This window comes from Pontibacter sp. LHS1 (assembly GCF_058932855.1).
Map to the genome: position 1 here is coordinate 1 of NZ_JBZYWF010000015.1, position 17,853 is coordinate 17,853.

General features: G+C 51.9%; 17 protein-coding genes. 12 read left to right on the forward strand and 5 right to left on the reverse strand.

The window, feature by feature from the left end; all coding sequences use genetic code 11:
* Positions 1 to 46: 46 nt before the first annotated feature.
* From AC5FXQ_RS19575 to AC5FXQ_RS19595, 5 genes are all read right to left on the reverse strand, one after another.
* A complete protein-coding gene (locus AC5FXQ_RS19575) occupies positions 47 to 1,696 on the reverse strand; it encodes a M28 family metallopeptidase (protein ID WP_493604099.1) in 1,650 nt (549 codons plus the stop codon).
* Positions 1,697 to 1,924: 228 nt separating this feature from the next.
* Positions 1,925 to 2,557, reverse strand: a complete 633-nt coding sequence (locus AC5FXQ_RS19580; protein ID WP_493604100.1) for a hypothetical protein — start codon at positions 2,555 to 2,557, stop codon at positions 1,925 to 1,927.
* Positions 2,558 to 2,888: 331 nt separating this feature from the next.
* Entirely contained in the window at positions 2,889 to 5,189 is a 2,301-nt protein-coding gene (locus AC5FXQ_RS19585) for a nitric-oxide reductase large subunit (protein ID WP_493604101.1), read from the reverse strand.
* Positions 5,190 to 5,262: 73 nt separating this feature from the next.
* A complete protein-coding gene (locus AC5FXQ_RS19590; RefSeq protein WP_493604102.1) occupies positions 5,263 to 6,162 on the reverse strand; it encodes a hypothetical protein in 900 nt (299 codons plus the stop codon).
* A gap of 64 nt (positions 6,163 to 6,226) precedes the next feature.
* Entirely contained in the window at positions 6,227 to 6,601 is a 375-nt protein-coding gene (locus tag AC5FXQ_RS19595; RefSeq protein WP_493604103.1) for a hypothetical protein, read from the reverse strand.
* A gap of 189 nt (positions 6,602 to 6,790) precedes the next feature.
* Between AC5FXQ_RS19595 and AC5FXQ_RS19600 the strand changes: the two genes are divergently transcribed.
* From AC5FXQ_RS19600 to AC5FXQ_RS19655, 12 genes are all read left to right on the forward strand, one after another.
* Positions 6,791 to 7,192 carry a cupin domain-containing protein gene (locus AC5FXQ_RS19600; protein WP_493604104.1) on the forward strand — a complete coding sequence of 134 codons (402 nt, stop codon included), beginning with the start codon at positions 6,791 to 6,793 and terminating at the stop codon, positions 7,190 to 7,192.
* Positions 7,193 to 7,400: 208 nt separating this feature from the next.
* Complete coding sequence (locus AC5FXQ_RS19605; RefSeq protein ID WP_493604105.1) at positions 7,401 to 7,883, forward strand: c-type cytochrome; 483 nt, start codon at positions 7,401 to 7,403, stop codon at positions 7,881 to 7,883.
* A 29-nt stretch (positions 7,884 to 7,912) separates the two neighbouring features.
* Positions 7,913 to 9,931, forward strand: a complete 2,019-nt coding sequence (nosZ, locus tag AC5FXQ_RS19610; RefSeq protein ID WP_493604106.1) for a Sec-dependent nitrous-oxide reductase — start codon at positions 7,913 to 7,915, stop codon at positions 9,929 to 9,931.
* A gap of 114 nt (positions 9,932 to 10,045) precedes the next feature.
* Entirely contained in the window at positions 10,046 to 10,648 is a 603-nt protein-coding gene (locus tag AC5FXQ_RS19615; RefSeq protein WP_493604107.1) for a hypothetical protein, read from the forward strand.
* On the forward strand, positions 10,645 to 11,109 hold the full coding sequence (locus AC5FXQ_RS19620) for a nitrous oxide reductase accessory protein NosL (protein ID WP_493604108.1): 465 nt from the start codon (positions 10,645 to 10,647) through the stop codon (positions 11,107 to 11,109). The genes AC5FXQ_RS19615 and AC5FXQ_RS19620 overlap by 4 nt, the downstream gene beginning before the upstream one ends.
* Positions 11,093 to 12,391, forward strand: coding sequence for a nitrous oxide reductase family maturation protein NosD (gene nosD / locus AC5FXQ_RS19625; protein WP_493604109.1), 1,299 nt, complete (start codon positions 11,093 to 11,095; stop codon positions 12,389 to 12,391). Before AC5FXQ_RS19620 ends, nosD begins: the two co-directional genes overlap by 17 nt.
* Positions 12,354 to 13,061 carry an ABC transporter ATP-binding protein gene (locus AC5FXQ_RS19630; RefSeq protein ID WP_493604110.1) on the forward strand — a complete coding sequence of 236 codons (708 nt, stop codon included), beginning with the start codon at positions 12,354 to 12,356 and terminating at the stop codon, positions 13,059 to 13,061. Before nosD ends, AC5FXQ_RS19630 begins: the two co-directional genes overlap by 38 nt.
* Before the next feature lie 3 nt (positions 13,062 to 13,064).
* A complete protein-coding gene (locus tag AC5FXQ_RS19635) occupies positions 13,065 to 13,832 on the forward strand; it encodes an ABC transporter permease subunit (protein WP_493604111.1) in 768 nt (255 codons plus the stop codon).
* Positions 13,833 to 14,082: 250 nt separating this feature from the next.
* Positions 14,083 to 14,628, forward strand: a complete 546-nt coding sequence (locus AC5FXQ_RS19640; protein WP_493604112.1) for a c-type cytochrome — start codon at positions 14,083 to 14,085, stop codon at positions 14,626 to 14,628.
* A 17-nt stretch (positions 14,629 to 14,645) separates the two neighbouring features.
* On the forward strand, positions 14,646 to 16,682 hold the full coding sequence (nosZ, locus tag AC5FXQ_RS19645; protein ID WP_493604113.1) for a Sec-dependent nitrous-oxide reductase: 2,037 nt from the start codon (positions 14,646 to 14,648) through the stop codon (positions 16,680 to 16,682).
* 83 nt (positions 16,683 to 16,765) lie between these two features.
* Positions 16,766 to 17,347 (forward strand): hypothetical protein, encoded by a 582-nt coding sequence (locus tag AC5FXQ_RS19650; RefSeq protein ID WP_493604114.1) that lies wholly within the window; start codon positions 16,766 to 16,768, stop codon positions 17,345 to 17,347.
* 16 nt (positions 17,348 to 17,363) lie between these two features.
* Positions 17,364 to 17,831 carry a nitrous oxide reductase accessory protein NosL gene (locus tag AC5FXQ_RS19655; RefSeq protein WP_493604115.1) on the forward strand — a complete coding sequence of 156 codons (468 nt, stop codon included), beginning with the start codon at positions 17,364 to 17,366 and terminating at the stop codon, positions 17,829 to 17,831.
* Positions 17,832 to 17,853 lie beyond the last annotated feature (22 nt).

Here is a 17,853-nt window from a genome sequence, read left to right on the forward strand (position 1 = left end):
GAAAAAAGGTCTTTTGTCTAAAAACTCCTTTGTCTAAAAAGTCCGATTACAGTTGTCTTCCGAAGCGGCTTCCGAAGAAATCACCTGCTTTCCAGCTTGGTCGCTGCGGGTTATTGGCCACCTGGTAACTGATCAGGAAGTTCAGCTGCACGTACTTCTGGCCGGCTTTGAAATCAAAGGTGTCGTTAAAGTTATCCTGTGGCTTGTGGTAGTGTACGGCACGCCATTGCTCCACTTGCTTGTTCAGGTTATTCAGTCCGTCTTTGGTCTTGTTGCCATACTTGATGTGCAGGGCAGGTATACCTTGCATCACGAAGCTGTACTGGTCGCTGCGGATAAAGCGCATCTGCTCCGGCTCCGGGTCTTCCTCTACCGTCAGGCCCAGGTGGTTCGCTGCGGCGGCTACTTCGTTTTCAAGCGAGGAGTGGTTTGCTCCCAGACCTACAACTGACAATAGCGGCGCAATGATGGTCGGCATGTCGGTGTTGATGTTGGCCACAATCTGCTCCACCGGCACAGTTGGGTAGCGAGCGAAATAAGCCGAACCCAGCAGACCCATTTCTTCAGCAGTTACCATCACAAACAGGACAGAGCGCTTCGGCTTTTCAGGCAACCTGGAGTAGATCTTGCCAATCTCGAGTACACTGGCCACACCGGAGGCATTGTCGTGCGCACCGTTGTAGATGGAGTCTCCGTTCACGGCGCGACCTACACCCACGTGGTCGAGGTGGGCGCTGTGCACAACATACTCGTTTTGCAGCTGTGGATCAGAACCGGTGATCTTGCCGATCACATTATGGCTTTCAAAATCCTTATAGGTAGAGGTATAGCTGGTGCGTAGGGTATGGGCGAGTGGGGTAGAGGCGGGCTTGCCTTGCTGCAGTTGCTCGCCTAGTTTGGCCATTTCTATACCTGTGCCTTTGAGAAGCTGCTCGAAGGTGCTGCCGTTGATACTGGCCAGCACCCGGATTTTATCCGATACATAGTTGCGCGAAACAGCCACTTTGCCATTCGGGTCCATCACGCTGTACGTGCCGCCCTGCAAATTTGGCACACCCGCTTTTGGGTTTGTGCTTGCCACAATCACGCCCACGGCGCCTTTCTCAGCAGCGATCTTCAGCACCGTCATCATGTCACGACTGTAGGCCGACACCGTGGAAGGGAAGCTGGCAGGAGCGCCCCGCAGCACCACCACAATCTTGCCTGTCACGTCTATACCTGCGTAGTCGTCGTAGCCCAGGTCAGGTGCGCTGATACCGTAGCCAGCAAACACCAACGGGGCCTCTATACTTACCTTAGGCTCTTCGGCATGCGGGTATACTGAGAAGTCCTTGTTGTAGGTCAGTTGCATCGCTGAGCCCATTGAGTCGGCGATTGTCATGCTCGCCTCTTTGCCGGGGAAAGACTGGCGCAAACGCACCAGTTGCAGGTAGGTGCCGTTCTCACCGCCGGGTTCTATACCTGCCTTCTGGTAATGCTCCACTACATAGTCCACGGCCATTTGGTAGCCTTCGGTGCCGGGCTTGCGACCCAGCAGGCGGTCGTCGGCCAGGTACTTGATGTGGGCTTTTATATCGTTTGGCTTTACTTTTTTGAGCGATTTCTCGACAGGTTTATCAAGTGCCAGCGACTGGGCGGAGGCACTTCCGTGTAGCAGAAGGCCACAGGAAAGGGCCAGGAACAGAAAGCGTTTCATTCAGATCAGATTGGTTGTTTCACCAAATATAAGAGAAATGCGGCACAGCGCCTATGCTATACCTGTCCTAAAGGTATAGTAGGACAGGTATAGCGCTAGTCTCTGCGGCTTTTTCGGCGCTCGATCTTTCTTAAAATGAAGGTCAGCGCGGTCAGGAACATCAGAAACAGAATCAGACTCAGGGTTTCCATACCTTATGCAACTGTTGGTTGAGGTATGCACAGCTGCCTACTCGTCTTTTCTCTCCTCCTGGTGCACGAGGTAGCTGGTGAGCTTGTCCCATTGCAGCCCCTGGAAACCGGCCCAGCCGCCTTCTGCTATCAGGGTGTTCAGCACGGAGCGGTCACCGGATTCCTCTCCCTGGTTATTGATGTATTCATTCTTGCCTATCTCGGAGGCAATGAGTGTGGTGCCCTGCAATTCTACCCGAAACGTACTGCTGGCCTCTTTGGTGAAAAAGTGCTCTGTCACTTCCTCTTCGTCTGCCGGCGGATTGGGTTTCTCGCTGGGATGCACTGTAAACTCAGCCAGGTTATCCTCTGTGCGGATACTGGATATATTCACCCAGTTCTCGACATTGGAAGCAGGCAGCGTAATCTTCACAAAATAGCCAATCTCCGGAATTTCCGCCGTCGTTTTCCGCCCCCGTTCATCGTGCAGCTCAAAAGTGGAATTGATGCCCTCCAGGTTTGACCAAAGGTTCACATTGAAAAGCTTCTTTTTTGATTCTTCAAAAGCTGTCCTCGCAGTGGTCATATCCGGGTAGTTCTGCTCGTTCTGGTAGACTTTGTCCTTGGACTCTTCGCCCTTCAGCACTTTTACTTCTTCTTTTACCTTATCGACTACTTTCTTGATGCCCATAACTTTCGTTCTATTGTTGAATGATTGGATGCTGTTGCAGGTCTCCGGACCCACATGCCCCACATAGGTATACGGGGATTAAAGAATCACCCACTGTTGATCAGGATTGATAAATCCCAAACGCTCTACCTCAGTCGGCCTATACCTTACGCACAAAAGGGCGGGAAGTATAAGCTGTACCTGCACGAGTTTCTACGCTATACCTGAAGCCACAGGTATAGACACAAAAAAACAAGCCCCTCCGCCAGGGGCAGAAGGGCTGTTAGTAAAGGATATATGTATAATGAGCACTTTGCTCGGAGTTCAGCTTTTGGGTATAGCTGAATTTAACTTAAGAACGAACCTGTTTCGCAGTGGCTTCTTCTTCGATCAGCGGTGCCACGTCTTCGTCCTCTTCCAGCGACCAGCCTGTTTTGAGACCGATGATGAACCAGGCCAGGGCCAGCACACCGCCGGCGAAGATCGTATCACCGATCACGCGCAGCCAGCGCAGGATATTCATGGTGTCTGTTTGCATGAACTCCATAGAGCGGGCGTACCACAGACCGTGCTCCACGCTTGCCCAGGTCTGCATCAGACCGATTGGCAGCACACTGATGAGTACCATCAGGATCAGGCCGATGTTGATAGACCAGAAAGCGAAGCTGATCACACCGTCTTTCCAGCGGCGGCGGGCAGACAGACCTTTGAGTACAAACAACATCAGACCGATACCCAGCATACCGTATACCCCGAAAAGGGCGGTATGGGCGTGAACCGGAGTCGTGTTAAGCCCCTGCATGTAGTAGAGTGCAATGGGTGGGTTGATCACGAAACCGAATACACCGGCACCCACCAGGTTCCAGAAAGCCACGGCCACGAAAGAGTAGATCGGCCACTTGTAGGCCTTGATCCACTGCGTAAGCTTGCTGATCTGCAGGTTGTGGTAGGCTTCGAAACCGATGAGCACCAACGGCACCACTTCCAGGGCACTGAAGGTCGCCCCCAGGGCCATTACCGCAGTCGGTGTACCGCTGAAGTACAGGTGGTGGAAGGTACCGATAATACCGCCGAAGAGGAAGATGATGGTCGAGAAGAGCACCGTAGCCGTTGCCATTTTGGTGTCGAGCAGGCCCATGCGCACAAACAGGAAGGCGATCACTACGGTGGCAAACACTTCGAAGAAGCCTTCTACCCACAGGTGCACTACCCACCAGCGCCAGTACTCGGCTATGGCCAGGTTCGTGTGCTGACCCCACATCAGGCCAGAGGCATAGAAGATGGCGATGGCAGCCGAAGAGATTAGGAACATACCCAACAGGTGACGTCCATCTACGTCTTTTTTAAAGGCAGGCAGGATGGCACGCACCATCAGTCCCAGCCACAGGAACAAGCCCACCAGCAGGAAGATCTGCCAGAAACGACCCAGATCCACATATTCGTAGCCCTGGTGACCGAACCAGAAGTTTTCGGTGTAGCCCAGCTTCTGCATGATGCCGTACCACTGTCCGGCCAGTGAACCCGCCACAATGATCAGCAAGCAAACGAAGAGGAAGTTTACACCCAGTTTCTGGAATTTAGGTTCGTGACCCGACACGGCAGGTGCTATATATAGGCCAGTGGCCAGCCAGGAAGTGGCGATCCAGAAGATGGCCAGCTGCACGTGCCAGGTACGGGTAATAGAGTAAGGGAGGTACTCCGCCAGCGGGAAGCCATACAAAGCCTGTCCTTCTACGCCATAGTGCGCCGAGACAACCCCGAGCGTGACCTGAACGAGAATCAGGGCCGTCACTATCCAGAAATACTTCAATGTCGCCTTCATAGAAGGCGTAGCCGTCAAGCCTAATAAGGGGTCCTGCTTCGGCAGTTTGGAGTGGTCGATCTCCTCTTCACGGTTAGAGGCATAGTAATAAGCCAGCATGCCCACACCCGCGATCAGGATGATCACAGAGAACCCGGTCCAGATAATAAGGTCGGAGCTAGGCTCGTTGGCCACCAGTTTCTCGGCGGGCCAGTTGTTGGTGTAGGTGATCTTTTTGCCCGGGCGCTCGGTCACGCAGGCCCACGAAGTCCAGAAGAAGAAGGTGTTGAGCTTCTCCATACGCACCGGGTCTTCCACGGTGTTGTCTTTCATGGCGTAGGCGTCGCGGTGCTTGGCCAGTGCCGGGTCGTTCATGAACAGACCGGTGTAGTGCTTGCCTACTTCCGCAATGGCCTCGGCACGCAGGTCTGATACGGTCAGGATACCTGTTTCCGGGTCGTAGGTGTTAGCACGGATCTGCTTCTGCAGGCGAGCCTCCAGCATGGCCTTTGTCTCTTCGTCCAGGTCTTCATAGAGCACGCCTTTTTCCTGCTGCGCCCAGTAGTCCAGGAAGTACATGGCTTCCTTGTGCAGCCAGTCAGCACTCCAGTCAGGTGCTATATAGGCACCGTGGCCCCAAACCGAGCCCAGCTGCTGACCGCCCGTGGACTGCCATACGTTCTGTCCGTCTTTGATGTCATCCCCGGTAAAAAGGACTTTTCCGGATGTGGTGACCACCTTGTTCGGTATAGGTGGTGCTTCTCTATAAATCTCGATACCGTAGTATCCGAGAACGGCGAAGGAGCCGACGATCACGGCAATAAACCCCAGCCATAGGTTTCTGTATTTCATAAAAGGTAAAGGTTTGAGTGGTTATAGTTGAATTTGAGTTGAAAATCAATAGCTGAGGTTCAAGCCATGAGCCTTAGAACATGTAGGTCAGGTTAACCATGGAGCGTCGGTTGCCTTCAGTATGGTGGTGCGCCTCGGTGCTGCTCACAGGTAACTGTATGGTACCGCCTACCGCGATGTTTTTCACATACACGCTCATGCCCAGGTTGGTGAAGAAAGAGTCGCCACCTTTCTGCAGGTTAGGAGCCCCTTCGTAGCGGTCGCCTTCGGCATGTTCATAATACACACCCGCACTAGGCAGCAGGGAGATACCCTTCACATTTTGCCAGTAAAACAGGTTGGAAGAAGCGCTGACACGGTTGCCGAAGCGGTAGCCGTTGCTGTTCTCGCTATTGAAACGGTAGGTCACATCATTACTCAGGCCCAGTTGCTTGTAGCGGACGGTGTAGATACCATTTGCCAGGTAATCGGTGCTGCCAGTGCCGGGTTGCATGTTTGGGGCCAGCTGCTCACCATGCTCCTGGTTGCGGTAGGCACCTGTGGCAAGTTTCACGCCGCCACCTACCTGTAGCGTGTGCTTCAGGTTCTTGTCCATTCTGTCGCCGGTGTTGATAAGCGAATAGTTGGCCATCAGGGTCACATCCCCAAAGCCTCTGCTTTTGATGGCATGGTGACCACCGCTCTGTTCATTGAGCATGTAGGGCACAAAGGCGAAGATCTGCACGTTCTTGACCGGCACAAAACGGCCCCACAGCTCGGCTGTGGCAAAGCGCTCGTCGGTTACCTGCACATGATGACCATGTGTGGCAGTAGTGGTATAAGAGCGTGTAGTATAGCGCAAACCCACAAAGTTTTTATGGAATTGAGGCAAGATGCCCATATAGCTGCCGCCCATGGTGCAGCCTTTGTCGCAGGCCTGGCTGCTGATGTTGATCGATAAAAGGGCGATGACGATTAATAATATCTTTTTCATGAATAGTTCTCTTTGAAATTTTAAAATAAACAGGAGGGTGCCGGAGTGGCACCGGGATCAGAGACTAAGCGATGAATCGCGGAGGGTGAAAAATGGAAAAATCTGGTGAGGTATAGACACCTGCCCGGTATAGGGAGTGACCGCTGGTTTCTTCTGGTGTCATGGCAGGCGGCGCAGGAAGCAGCTCTGTATCAAAAGCAATCAGGTCGATCACGCTATGCTGCTGGCGCTGCGACTGCTGCTCACGCTCGCTGTCTTTTTTCAGCTCTTTGCGGAGGTGGCATTTTCCATTGCATTCGGAGCCAGGTATAAACCTGTTTTCGCACAGTTCACTGGCGATGTAGGCCTTATTCAGTTGATATACCAACAAGATACCCTGCTTGCTCAAGGGCTGCACCAGCACACAGATCACACACATTATAATAGCAAGCCGTTTCATGGCATCTTCTCTTCAATTCGATTTGAACTGTTGCAAAGGTCATACAGGGGAGTGGCGAGAAAAATGACATAGATCACTAATAAAAGAGATAAAGGTCTTCTATTGTCAGGCCAGGTTGGGATACTTTTGTGCAAGGTCAAGGCGGTAAGACACACCAGACCCTGGCCACTCTTATATAATAGCAGAGACATGAAAGAAGCAGAAAAATCACAGCAATCCGACAACTCCCTTCCCAGGGAGATCGACAAGGCTTTGCTCACCACTGATCTTCCTGCCCTGGCACTTGAACTGAAGGGGGAGGAGAACTGGCAGAAGAGCGGGCGAGGGTCCAGGACGATCTATAAGTCAGAGGCGATGCGCATCCTGCTGAATGTGATGCAGGCGGGCTCCGAGATAAAGCCGCACCAGGCACCCGGTCCCATTAGTGTGCAGGTGATTGAAGGGAGTATCCGATTCAACACAGAAACTGAAACGGTAGTGTTGACCAAAGGACAGCTGCTGACGCTTCAGGAGCATGTTCGACACCGCGTAGAGGCACTCGAAGAAGCAGCTTTTATCCTCACTGTGTCTCCGCTCACATCAAAAAGATGACAAATGTCATTATTAAAAGAGATTAAGGTCTTTTATTTCGGAGAGGGGTGACTATACCTTTGTATTGTAAATGAAAGCCGAATAGTACTGCTTGGCAGGAGATCAAATACTTAAAAAGAGCAGGTAAGCAATCCTGCCAATAAGAGGTCTGACCATCTCCGCTAATCAGGTGAACATCATGAAAATTTAAAATCTAAAACCAACCATCATGAAATCTATTAAATCCGTTGCTTTCCTTTTCCTGGCTGCTATGGCACTCTATAGCTGCTCTTCTGACAACACCACAACTACTGAAACCAAGCAGGAGTCGGGCCTGGCCCATCAGGCACCTGCGGCGCCGGTAGAAGATGACGGAAAAGGTATAGGACCAGTTAAATCAGTTGAAGTGGGAGCAGACATAGACCAGGCATTGGCCTCTGAAGGTCAGTCTATTTTCGAAGGCAAATGCTCTGCCTGTCACCAGTTGTCAGATCAGAAAGTTGTAGGTCCGGGTATGGCAGGTGTCACAGAGCGCCGCAAGCCGGAGTGGGTCATGAACATGATCATTAACCCGGAGGAGATGACTAAAAAAGACCCGACTGCCAAAAAGCTGCTGGCTGAGCACTTAACGCAGATGACCAACCAGAACATCAACGAAACCGACGCCAGAGCCCTGCTGGAGTTCCTGCGTCAGAATGACAAGAATTCTTAATCTGAAACTACACGCAAATCATAATCATCATGAAATCTTTATTCAATAAATTCAAAAATGTCGCCCCTGCAGCCGCCTTCATCATGGCGGTAGGCGGTGGAGCCGTGCTGCAGGGTTGCAGCAGCGGTCCGGGCGAAGGAAGCGCTACTGCTGCAGGCGTCTCCTCTGATGCTGCGCAGGCAGTGTATGTAGCCCCTGGCAAGCACGACGAGTACTACTCTTTCCTGTCAGGCGGTTTCAACGGACAGATGTCCGTGTACGGTCTGCCTTCCGGCCGATTGCTGAAAATTATCCCGGTGTTCACACAGCACGGTGAAAACGGCTACGGCTATAGCGAAGAGTCTAAGGCGATGCTGATGACATCACATGGCTTCGTGCCCTGGGATGACTTGCACCACCCGAAACTGTCACGCACCAACGGTATGACCGACGGTCGCTGGTTGTTCGCCAACGGTAACAACACCCCGCGTGTGGCCCGTGTCGACCTGACTACCTTTGAGACCGTGGAGATCATGGAGATTCCGAACTCTGCCGGTAACCACTGCTCGCCTTATCCAACTGATAACAACGAGTATGTGATCGCAGGTACGCGTTTCTCTGTGCCACTCGACATGAAAGGCGGTACGGCTGACGTGAGCATGAACGAGTATGCCGACAAGTTCCGTGGCTCTATCTCCTTTATCAAGGTAGACAAGGACAAAGGCGACATGGAGCTTGACTTCCAGATCCTGGTACCAGGCTTCGACTATGACCTGGCTAACGGTGGCAAAGGCCCTTCTTCTGACTGGGTATTCTTTACAACCTATAATACGGAGCGTTCTGGTACGCTGAAAGAGCTGGGTGCTTCGCAGAACGACCGCGACTACCTGGCCGCTGTGAACTGGAAGCTGGCTGCTAAATACGCCGCAGAAGGCAAAGCCAAGGAAATGCCAGCTTACTACTATCACAACAAAATGGACAAAGACTCGCATATGGCGAAGTCTACTATCAAGAAGTCTGTTCGCTACCTGCTCCCTGAGGACTGCCCAGGTATGATGTACCTGATCCCGGCTCCTAAGTCTCCGCACGGTATCGACGTGGACCCAAGCGGTGAGCACATGGTGGTAAGCGGCAAACTGGCTGCAACAATCCCAGTGTTCTCTTTCTCTAAAATGCAGAAGGCGATCGAGGACAAGGCGTTTGACGGCGAGATCAACGGCATCCCCGTGTTCAAGTACGAGTCTGTGCTGAAAGCTGAAGTGCCAGAGCCAGGTCTTGGTCCATTGCACACAGAGTTTGACGGCAAAGGCAACGCCTATACCTCTATGTTCGTGTCTTCTGAGATCGTGAAATGGAAATTGAGCGACTTCACAGTAGTGGACAGAATGCCGGTGTACTACTCAGTTGGTCACTTGATGATCCCTGGTGGCGATACGCACACGCCTGACGGCAAGTACCTGGTGGCCATGAACAAGATCACCAAAGACCGCTACCTGCCAACTGGTCCTGAACTGGCGCACTCAGCTCAGTTGATCGACATCAGCGGCGAGAAAATGCGCATGCTCCTGGACTTCCCGACCGTAGCTGAACCGCACTACGCACAGGCTATCAAAGCCGATAGAGTAGCGCCGAACAGTGTGAAATTCTACGACCTGGCCAAGAACACACACCCATACGCGGTGAAGAAAGAGTCTGAGGCCAGCGTGACCCGTGAAGGCAACGTGGTACGTGTGAAAATGACTGCCATCCGAAGCCACATGACACCAGACAACATTGAAGGTGTGCAGGTAGGTGACACAGTATATTTCCACGTGACGAACCTCGAGCAGGACTGGGACGTACCGCACGGCTTCGCAGTGATGGGCGCCAACAACGCCGAGACGCTGATCATGCCAGGTGCTACCCAAACCCTGAAGTGGGTACCGAAGAAAGCCGGTGTGTTCCCATTCTACTGCACAGACTTCTGCTCTGCGCTGCACCAGGAAATGCAAGGTTACATCCGCGTATCTCCTAAGGGATCAAACGTGCCGATTACATTCTCTACAGGCAAGAAGAAGCCTGCTGCTTAACCAACAGGTATAAGCCGGGCATAACACAAGCGGAGGTTGCCCGGGGCAGCCTCCGCTTATTTTTAAAATTTTCACCTTCGAGTAGGCCTTTGCATACTCATAAAATTTAAAAGGATGAAAGCTTACCATAAAGTGCTGATGATGATAGCTTCGCTGTCTCTCGGTTTGTTGTTCCTCTTCCCGATGTGGAAGATCTATTTGAAAGCACCGCAGTATCCGGAAGGACTGGAAATGCACATCTGGATAAATAAGATTGCCGGTAACACGGATGGAGCTATTCAAAACTTTAACATTCTTAACCACTACATCGGAATGGAGCCGATCCATGCCGAATCTTTTGCCGAGCTCAAGATCATGCCTTATATCGTCATCTTTTTTATGGTGACAGGTATACTGGTAGCCTTGCTGGGCAAACGAAAGCTGGTGCTCTCATGGGCAGTGCTGCTGATGATCGGCGGAGCGGTGGGAATACTCGACTTTTACTTGTGGCTGAATAAGTTTGGGACCAACCTCGATCCGACAGCCCCGATCAAAGTGCCGGGCATGACTTATGTGCCACCATTGCTGGGAAATAAGACATTGCTCAACTTCGATGCCCTGTCACTTCCTGCCTGGGGAAGCCTTGGAATTTTCCTGGCGATTACGATTTCTGCACTGGTATACTTCTTAAGCCGTAACAAGGAAGCTAAGTATAAAAATCACAAAGTACTGGTATGAGACGCTTAATCCAAAATATGCTGCTGGTGGCCATGGTGCTGACTTTGCTGACTGCCTGCCAGGTAGAGCCAAAGCCGATAGCCTACGGTGAAGTGAACTGCGCCCACTGTCACATGACCGTGTCGGACAACCGCTACGGAGCCGAACTTGTCAACGATAAAGGCAAAGCGTTTTACTTCGACTCAGCCGAGTGTCTGGCGGCATACCTGCACGAAAACCCTGAGCTGGCCAATGATGCCGCCTATGTGTTGGTAACCGACTTCACCCGACCCAATGAACTGATTGACGCCCGAAGCGCCAATTTTTTACAGAGCAAAGAGCTCCCAAGCCCGATGGGCATGTACCTGACTGCAGTTTCGGATCAGGCCACAGCCACTAAAATGCAACAGGAAGTAGGCGGCCGCCTGCTTAACTGGGAACAGGCCATGACAGCCGTAAAAAACAATGAAAAACCTGAGTAAACATATTACAGTTTGGATGGCCTGCACTTTGGTGTGGTTGCTGGGAAGCCCTGTGGCACTTAGCGACACCCTAAAGGTATGCAACACCTGCGAGTTCCACTCCGTGAAGGAGGCCGTGAACCAGGCGAAAGCCGGTGACGTGGTGCTCGTGGATGGTGGTGTGTACCTGGAGTCAGGTATAGAGATTACCAAGCCTATCAGCCTGATCGGGCGCAACAATCCGGTGATAGACGGCCAGAACAGCGGTCAGATCATCACCATTAAGTCCTCCAACGTGAAAGTGGAAGGCTTCACCGTGCAGAACGTCGCCGTGAGCTACATGCGCGACGATGCCGCCATCCGCGTGGCCGATCATGAAAACATACAGATACTGAATAATACCGTCCTGAACACCTACTTCGGCATATACCTGCAAAACGCCGACAACAGCGTGGTGAAAGGCAATGTGGTGAAGGGAGTCAATACCGGCAAGATAGAATCGGCGCTGGGCAATGCCATACATGTGTGGCGCACTGACGGTGCCGAAGTGAGCGGCAATAAAGTGGAAGGTCACCGTGATGGCATATACTTTGAGTACGTGACCAACAGCCTGATCCACGAGAACATCAGCGAGCGCAACAACCGCTACGGCCTGCACTTTATGTTCTCGGACGGCAACGTGTATACCCGCAACATCTTCCGGAAAAATGGGGCCGGCGTAGCCGTGATGTATACCCGAAACATTCGGATGGAGCACAACACTTTTGAAGATAACTGGGGAGCAGCCGCCTATGGCCTTCTCCTGAAAGACATAACGCAGAGCACGATCCTTAACAATACATTCCGCAGAAACACCACCGGCATTTACATGGAGAGCTCCAGCCGGTTGTACATAGAAAACAACGATTTTGACCGCAATGGCTGGGCGATTCGTCTGCTGGCGAGCTGCATCCAGGATACGTTCAGGCTCAACAACTTCACCGGCAATTCATTTGATGTGAGCACCAATGGCAGCCCGACCATGAACCTGTTTGAGCATAACTACTGGGACAAATACAATGGCTACGACCTGAACAAGAACAGGGTAGGGGATGTGCCTTACCGCCCGGTGAGCCTGTACTCCATGCTGGTTGAGCGGGTGCCGCCTTCAGTCATGTTCATGCGAAGTTTTATGGTCGATCTGATGGACAGCATCGAGCGGGTGCTGCCGAGTTTTATACCTGAGAGTCTGGTCGATGAACGGCCTTTAATGAAGAAAGTGAATCATGATAGCGATAGAAAACTTGTCCAAAACCTACGGTAACCTAACCGTGCTCAAAGACCTGACGGTACGCTTTAGTGGTGGCCGTGTGGTGTCCATTATCGGGCCGAACGGCTCGGGCAAAACCACTATGAGCAAGTGCATACTGGGCATGGTGCTGCCCGACAGCGGCGACATCAAATTCAATGGCGAAAGTGTGATGAAGAAGTTCGCCTACCGCAGCCAGATTGGCTACATGCCCCAGATCGGCAAGTACCCTGAGAACATGAAGATCCGGCAGGTGATTGAGATGGTGCGCGACATCCGCAAAGACGCCGCCGTGATAGACGAAGAATTGATAGGCCTTTATGGCCTCAAGGCTATGTATGAAAAAAGGATGGGCTCCCTGTCGGGCGGCACGAAACAAAAAGTGAGTGCGGCACTGGCTTTCATGTTCGACCCGCAGGTGCTTATCCTCGATGAACCAACCGCTGGGCTAGACCCCATTTCGGCGGAGATCCTGAAGTGCAAAATTCTGAAGGAAAAGAAAAAAGGCAAGCTGATCCTGATCACATCGCACATCATGAGTGAAGTGGAGGAGGTGGCCGACGAGGTAATGTGTCTGGTGGACGGTTCTCTCAAATTCCATGAGACGATCACCAGCATCAAGCAGCACACCAACGAAGAGCGCCTGAGCCGCGCCATTGCCAAAATTATGAACGAGGAGGACTAAGCCATGAACAAGATCATCAAATACGTACTCTACGACATCGTCAGGAACAAGATCATCGTTGCCTATACCTTGTTTCTGCTGTTGCTCTCCATCGGGTTGTTTAACCTGGGGGGCAGTCCTGACAAGGGCCTGCTGAGCCTTTTGAACCTGGTGCTTTTGACAGTGCCTTTGATCAGCATCGTCTTCGGCACGACCCACTTCTACAACTCCTACGAGTTCATGGAGCTACTCGTATCGCAGCCCATCCGGCGCAGCAAGATTTTCATGAGTGAGTACCTGGGCGTGGCCCTGTCCCTATCAGCCGCCTTTTTAATAGGCGTAGGTATACCTGTGCTCTTGTTTGCGCCGGGCGCCACGGGGTTATACCTGGTGCTGACGGGCGTCTTCATCACCTTCATCTTCGTGGCGCTCGCCTTCCTGGCCTCGGTGATCACGCGCGACAAGGCTAAGGGGATAGGCATCGCTTTGATGCTCTGGTTCTACTTCGCCCTGATCTACGACGGCATCGTGCTCTTCATCCTCTACTCCTTCGGCGACTACCCGCTCGAGTACGCCACCCTTGCTTTGACGGCGCTCAACCCCGTGGACTTGGGCCGGGTGATGGTGCTGCTCAACCTGGACGTGTCGGCCATGATGGGCTATACCGGAGCCTTGTACAAGAGCATCTTCGGCAGCCTGTGGGGCATAGGCCTGGCCTTTGCGGTGATGGTGCTCTGGGTGCTGGTGCCGGTGCTGGCCTCCAGAAGAGCTTTCACCAAGAGAGATCTGTAATTAATGTGAAACACCCGCTGCCTGGTTAAGTGATCAGACAGTCTTTTTAACAAAAGAGCGCAGGCCCTGAGGACCTGCGCTCTTTTGTTTTTGGTAACCTGCATTTGTTATCCGTATTGATGAAAGGGGGAAAAGGGATGATACGCTGCTGTTTGCGGTATATACTTACCCAAATTGAACTGAAAAGTAAGGTCTTCGTAAACAAGGGCCAAGAATGTTTAACCATTACTCACCTTAACTATCCAAAACTATGACAAATCAGCTCTCTTCACTAAACAAAACGCTACATGATCTTCTGCCAAAGTCTATCAGGTATAGCGTGGTAGCCCTGTTCTGTGGCTCCCTACTTTTTAGCTGTTCATCAGGTGATAACGAAAATAACGCTGCTGAGTCACAAGAACAAACCGGATTGGCCCACCAGCAGGAGCAGGCTCCTGTAGAGGATGATGGCAAAGGTATAGGCCCTGTTTCTTCCATTGAGGTAAGTGAAAACATTGATGATGCCCTGGCCGCAGAGGGTAAGTCAATTTATGAAAGCAAATGTTCTGCCTGCCATACCCTTACAGACGAAAAAGTAGTGGGTCCGGGCCTGCTGGGTGTGACCGAAAAACGCAAGCCGGAGTGGATCATGAACATGGTGATCAACCCGGAGGAGATGACCAAAAAAGACCCGACCGCCAAAAAGCTGCTGGCTGAGCACTTAACGCAGATGACCAACCAGAACATCAACGAAAAAGATGCCAGAGCCCTACTTGAATTTATGCGACTCAATGACCTGCAGGCACAAGGAAAGTAAACTAAACCCTTATAATTATGGAAGTACTCAACCAGAAATTTAAGATGATAGCATCCAGGCTAGGCTTTTTGTCTATGCTAACTGCGGGTGTGGTACTACAGGGATGTGGAGGAGGTGACGCAAATCAAAAATCAGGCACTGTTGACTCTGATGCCGCCACTGCAGTTTATGTTCCGCCAGGGGAGCACGATGAGTATTACTCTTTCTTGTCGGGAGGTTTCAACGGACAGGTAGCAGTCTATGGTCTTCCTTCGGGCAGGCTGTTGAAGGTGATACCTGTTTTCACGCAGTTCGCCGAAAACGGCTATGGGTATAATGAAGAAACAAAGCCAATGCTGATGACCTCGCACGGTTTTGTGCCCTGGGACGACCTGCATCACCCCAAACTGTCACGCGCCGATGGCATGGCCGATGGCAAATACCTGTACGCAAACGGCAACAACACGCCCCGTGTGGCCAAAGTGGATTTGACCACTTTTGAGACTGTGGAAATCATGGAAATTCCGAACTCAGCCGGTAACCATTGCTCGCCATACCCAACCAACAACAACGAGTATATTCTGGCCGGTACCCGCTTTAGTGTGCCGATAGATACAGAAAAAGGGGGGGTAGGTGATGCCAGTCTGGAAGAGTATAAAGATAAATTCAGAGGTTCTATCTCCTTCATAAAAACAAACGAAGACAACGGCCACATGGAACTGGACTTCCAGATTCTGGTGCCCGGCTTCGACTACGACCTGGCTAATGGAGGCAAGGGACCGTCTGGCGATTGGGTGTTTTTTACAACTTACAACACTGAAAAGTCACGCACGTTGAAAGAACTAGGTGCCTCGCAAAACGACCGCGACTACCTGGCCGCCATCAACTGGAAACTAGCTGCCAAGTATGCCGCCGAGGGCAAGACGCATGAAATGCCAGCCAACTATTACCATAACATAAGAGACCACAACTCGCATATTGCCAAGTCTCATGTGATGAAAAAAGTGCGCTACCTGCTGCCAGAGGAGTGCCCGGGCATGATGTACCTGATCCCAGCGCCTAAGTCGCCGCACGGCATCGACGTGGACCCAAGCGGAGAGTACATGGTGGTGAACGGAAAACTGGCTGCCACACTGCCTGTATTCTCTTTCTCTAAAATGCAGAAAGCGATAGAAAACAAGGACTTTGACGGTGAAGTGAACGGTATACCAGTGTTCAAATATGAGTCGGTGTTGCATGCTGAGGTACAGGAGCCAGGCCTGGGACCATTGCACACCGAGTTCGACGGAAAAGGCAATGCCTACTCCACTATGTTCGTATCGTCGGAGGTGGTGAAATGGAGCCTGGAGGACTTTCAGGTAAAGGACAGAATGCCGGTGTACTACTCACCAGGCCACCTGATGATACCAGGGGGAGACACACGCGATCCGGATGGTAAATATCTGGTTGTGATGAACAAGATCACGAAAGACCGCTACCTGCCTACCGGACCGGAACTGCTGCACTCTGCCCAGTTGATTGATATCAGTGGTGAGAAAATGCGCATGCTCCTCGACTTCCCGACGCTGGCAGAACCACACTATGCACAGGGTGTCCGAGCTGATAAGATAGCACCTAACAGCGTTAAGTTCTACAAGCTGGACGAGAATACACACCCAGAAGCTGTGAAGAAAGAGTCTGACGTGAGTGTAACGCGGCAGGGCAGAAAAGTGAAGATAAACATGACCTCTATCCGAAGCCACTTCACCCCGGATAACATTGAAGGCGTGCAGGTAGGTGACACGGTGATTTTCCATGTCACGAACTTGGAGCAAGACTGGGATGTGCCGCATGGTTTTGCCATCATGGGGGCCAATAATGCCGAAACCCTGATAATGCCAGGCGCCACCCAGTCGCTGAGGTGGGTGCCGAAGCAGCCCGGTATTTATCCGTTCTACTGTACGGACTTCTGTTCGGCCCTGCACCAGGAAATGCAAGGCTACGTGCGGGTATCGCCAAGGGGATCTAATGTTCCTATCAAGTTCTCGACAGGAGAAAAGAAACCGGTTCCTCCGGCTCAGGCAAGCGTGAATTAAGATTAGCTGATTGTGTAAGACAGCGGAGTTTGTTAAAACCAGGCTTCGCTGTCTTTTTATACCTCCACCTTAAACAGGAAAGTATGCACACATACCTGAGAACACTGATGGTAATAGCCGCTTTGTCGCTGGGCACCCTGTTTTTCTTCCCGATGTGGAAGATCTACCTGGAAGCGCCGCAGTACCCCGAGGGGCTGGAGCTGCACATCTGGATAAACAAGCTGGGCGGCAGCTCTGACCACGTGCTGCAGAATTTCAACATCCTGAATCACTACATCGGCATGGAGGCCATTCACCCGGACTCTTTTGCCGAACTCAAGTACATGCCTTACATCGTCATCTTCTTTATGGTGACGGGCGTGCTGGCAGGGATTCTCGGGAAAAGAAAACTGGTGCTGTACTGGGTGATTCTGCTGGCCATAGCTGGTGCAGCTGGCATTGCAGATTTTTACCTCTGGCTGCATAAGTTCGGCACCAACCTCGACCCGACTGCTCCCATCAAAGTGCCGGGCATGACCTATATCCCGCCGTTGCTGGGCCACAAGACGTTGCTCAACTTCAATGCGCTTTCGCTGCCCGCCTGGGGGAGTCTGGGCATCTTCCTGGCTATCGTCATAGGCGGACTCGTATACCTTTTAAGCAGGGGCAAAACTTATTCCACTTAAACCGTAAATCTTCGACATGCTACACAAAACCACCCTTTACACACTGAGCCTCCTACTCCTGCTAATAGGAGCCGCGGGTTGCTCGGTGGAGCCAAAACCTGTGCCATATGGTGAGGCTAACTGCGTCCATTGCCAAATGACCGTGTCTGACAACCGGTATGGCGCTGAGCTGGTAAACGACAAGGGCAAAGCTTTTTTCTTTGATTCGGCGGAGTGCCTGGCCGCTTACGCACTGGAGCAGCCGGAACTGAGCGACGCTGCAGCTTACCTGCTGGTAACGGACTTCACCAATCCTGATAACCTGGTTGAGGTAGACAAAGCACACTTTCTGCAAAGCCGGGAGCTGCCCAGCCCCATGGGCATGTACCTGACAGCCGTGGCGGACGAGGCCACAGCCAACAGACTGCAACAGGAGTATGGAGGCCGCCTGCTGAACTGGGAGGGGGCAAAAGAAGCCGTTAGAAATAATGAAAAACCCGAGTAAAAAGATAGTAGTTTGGACAGCA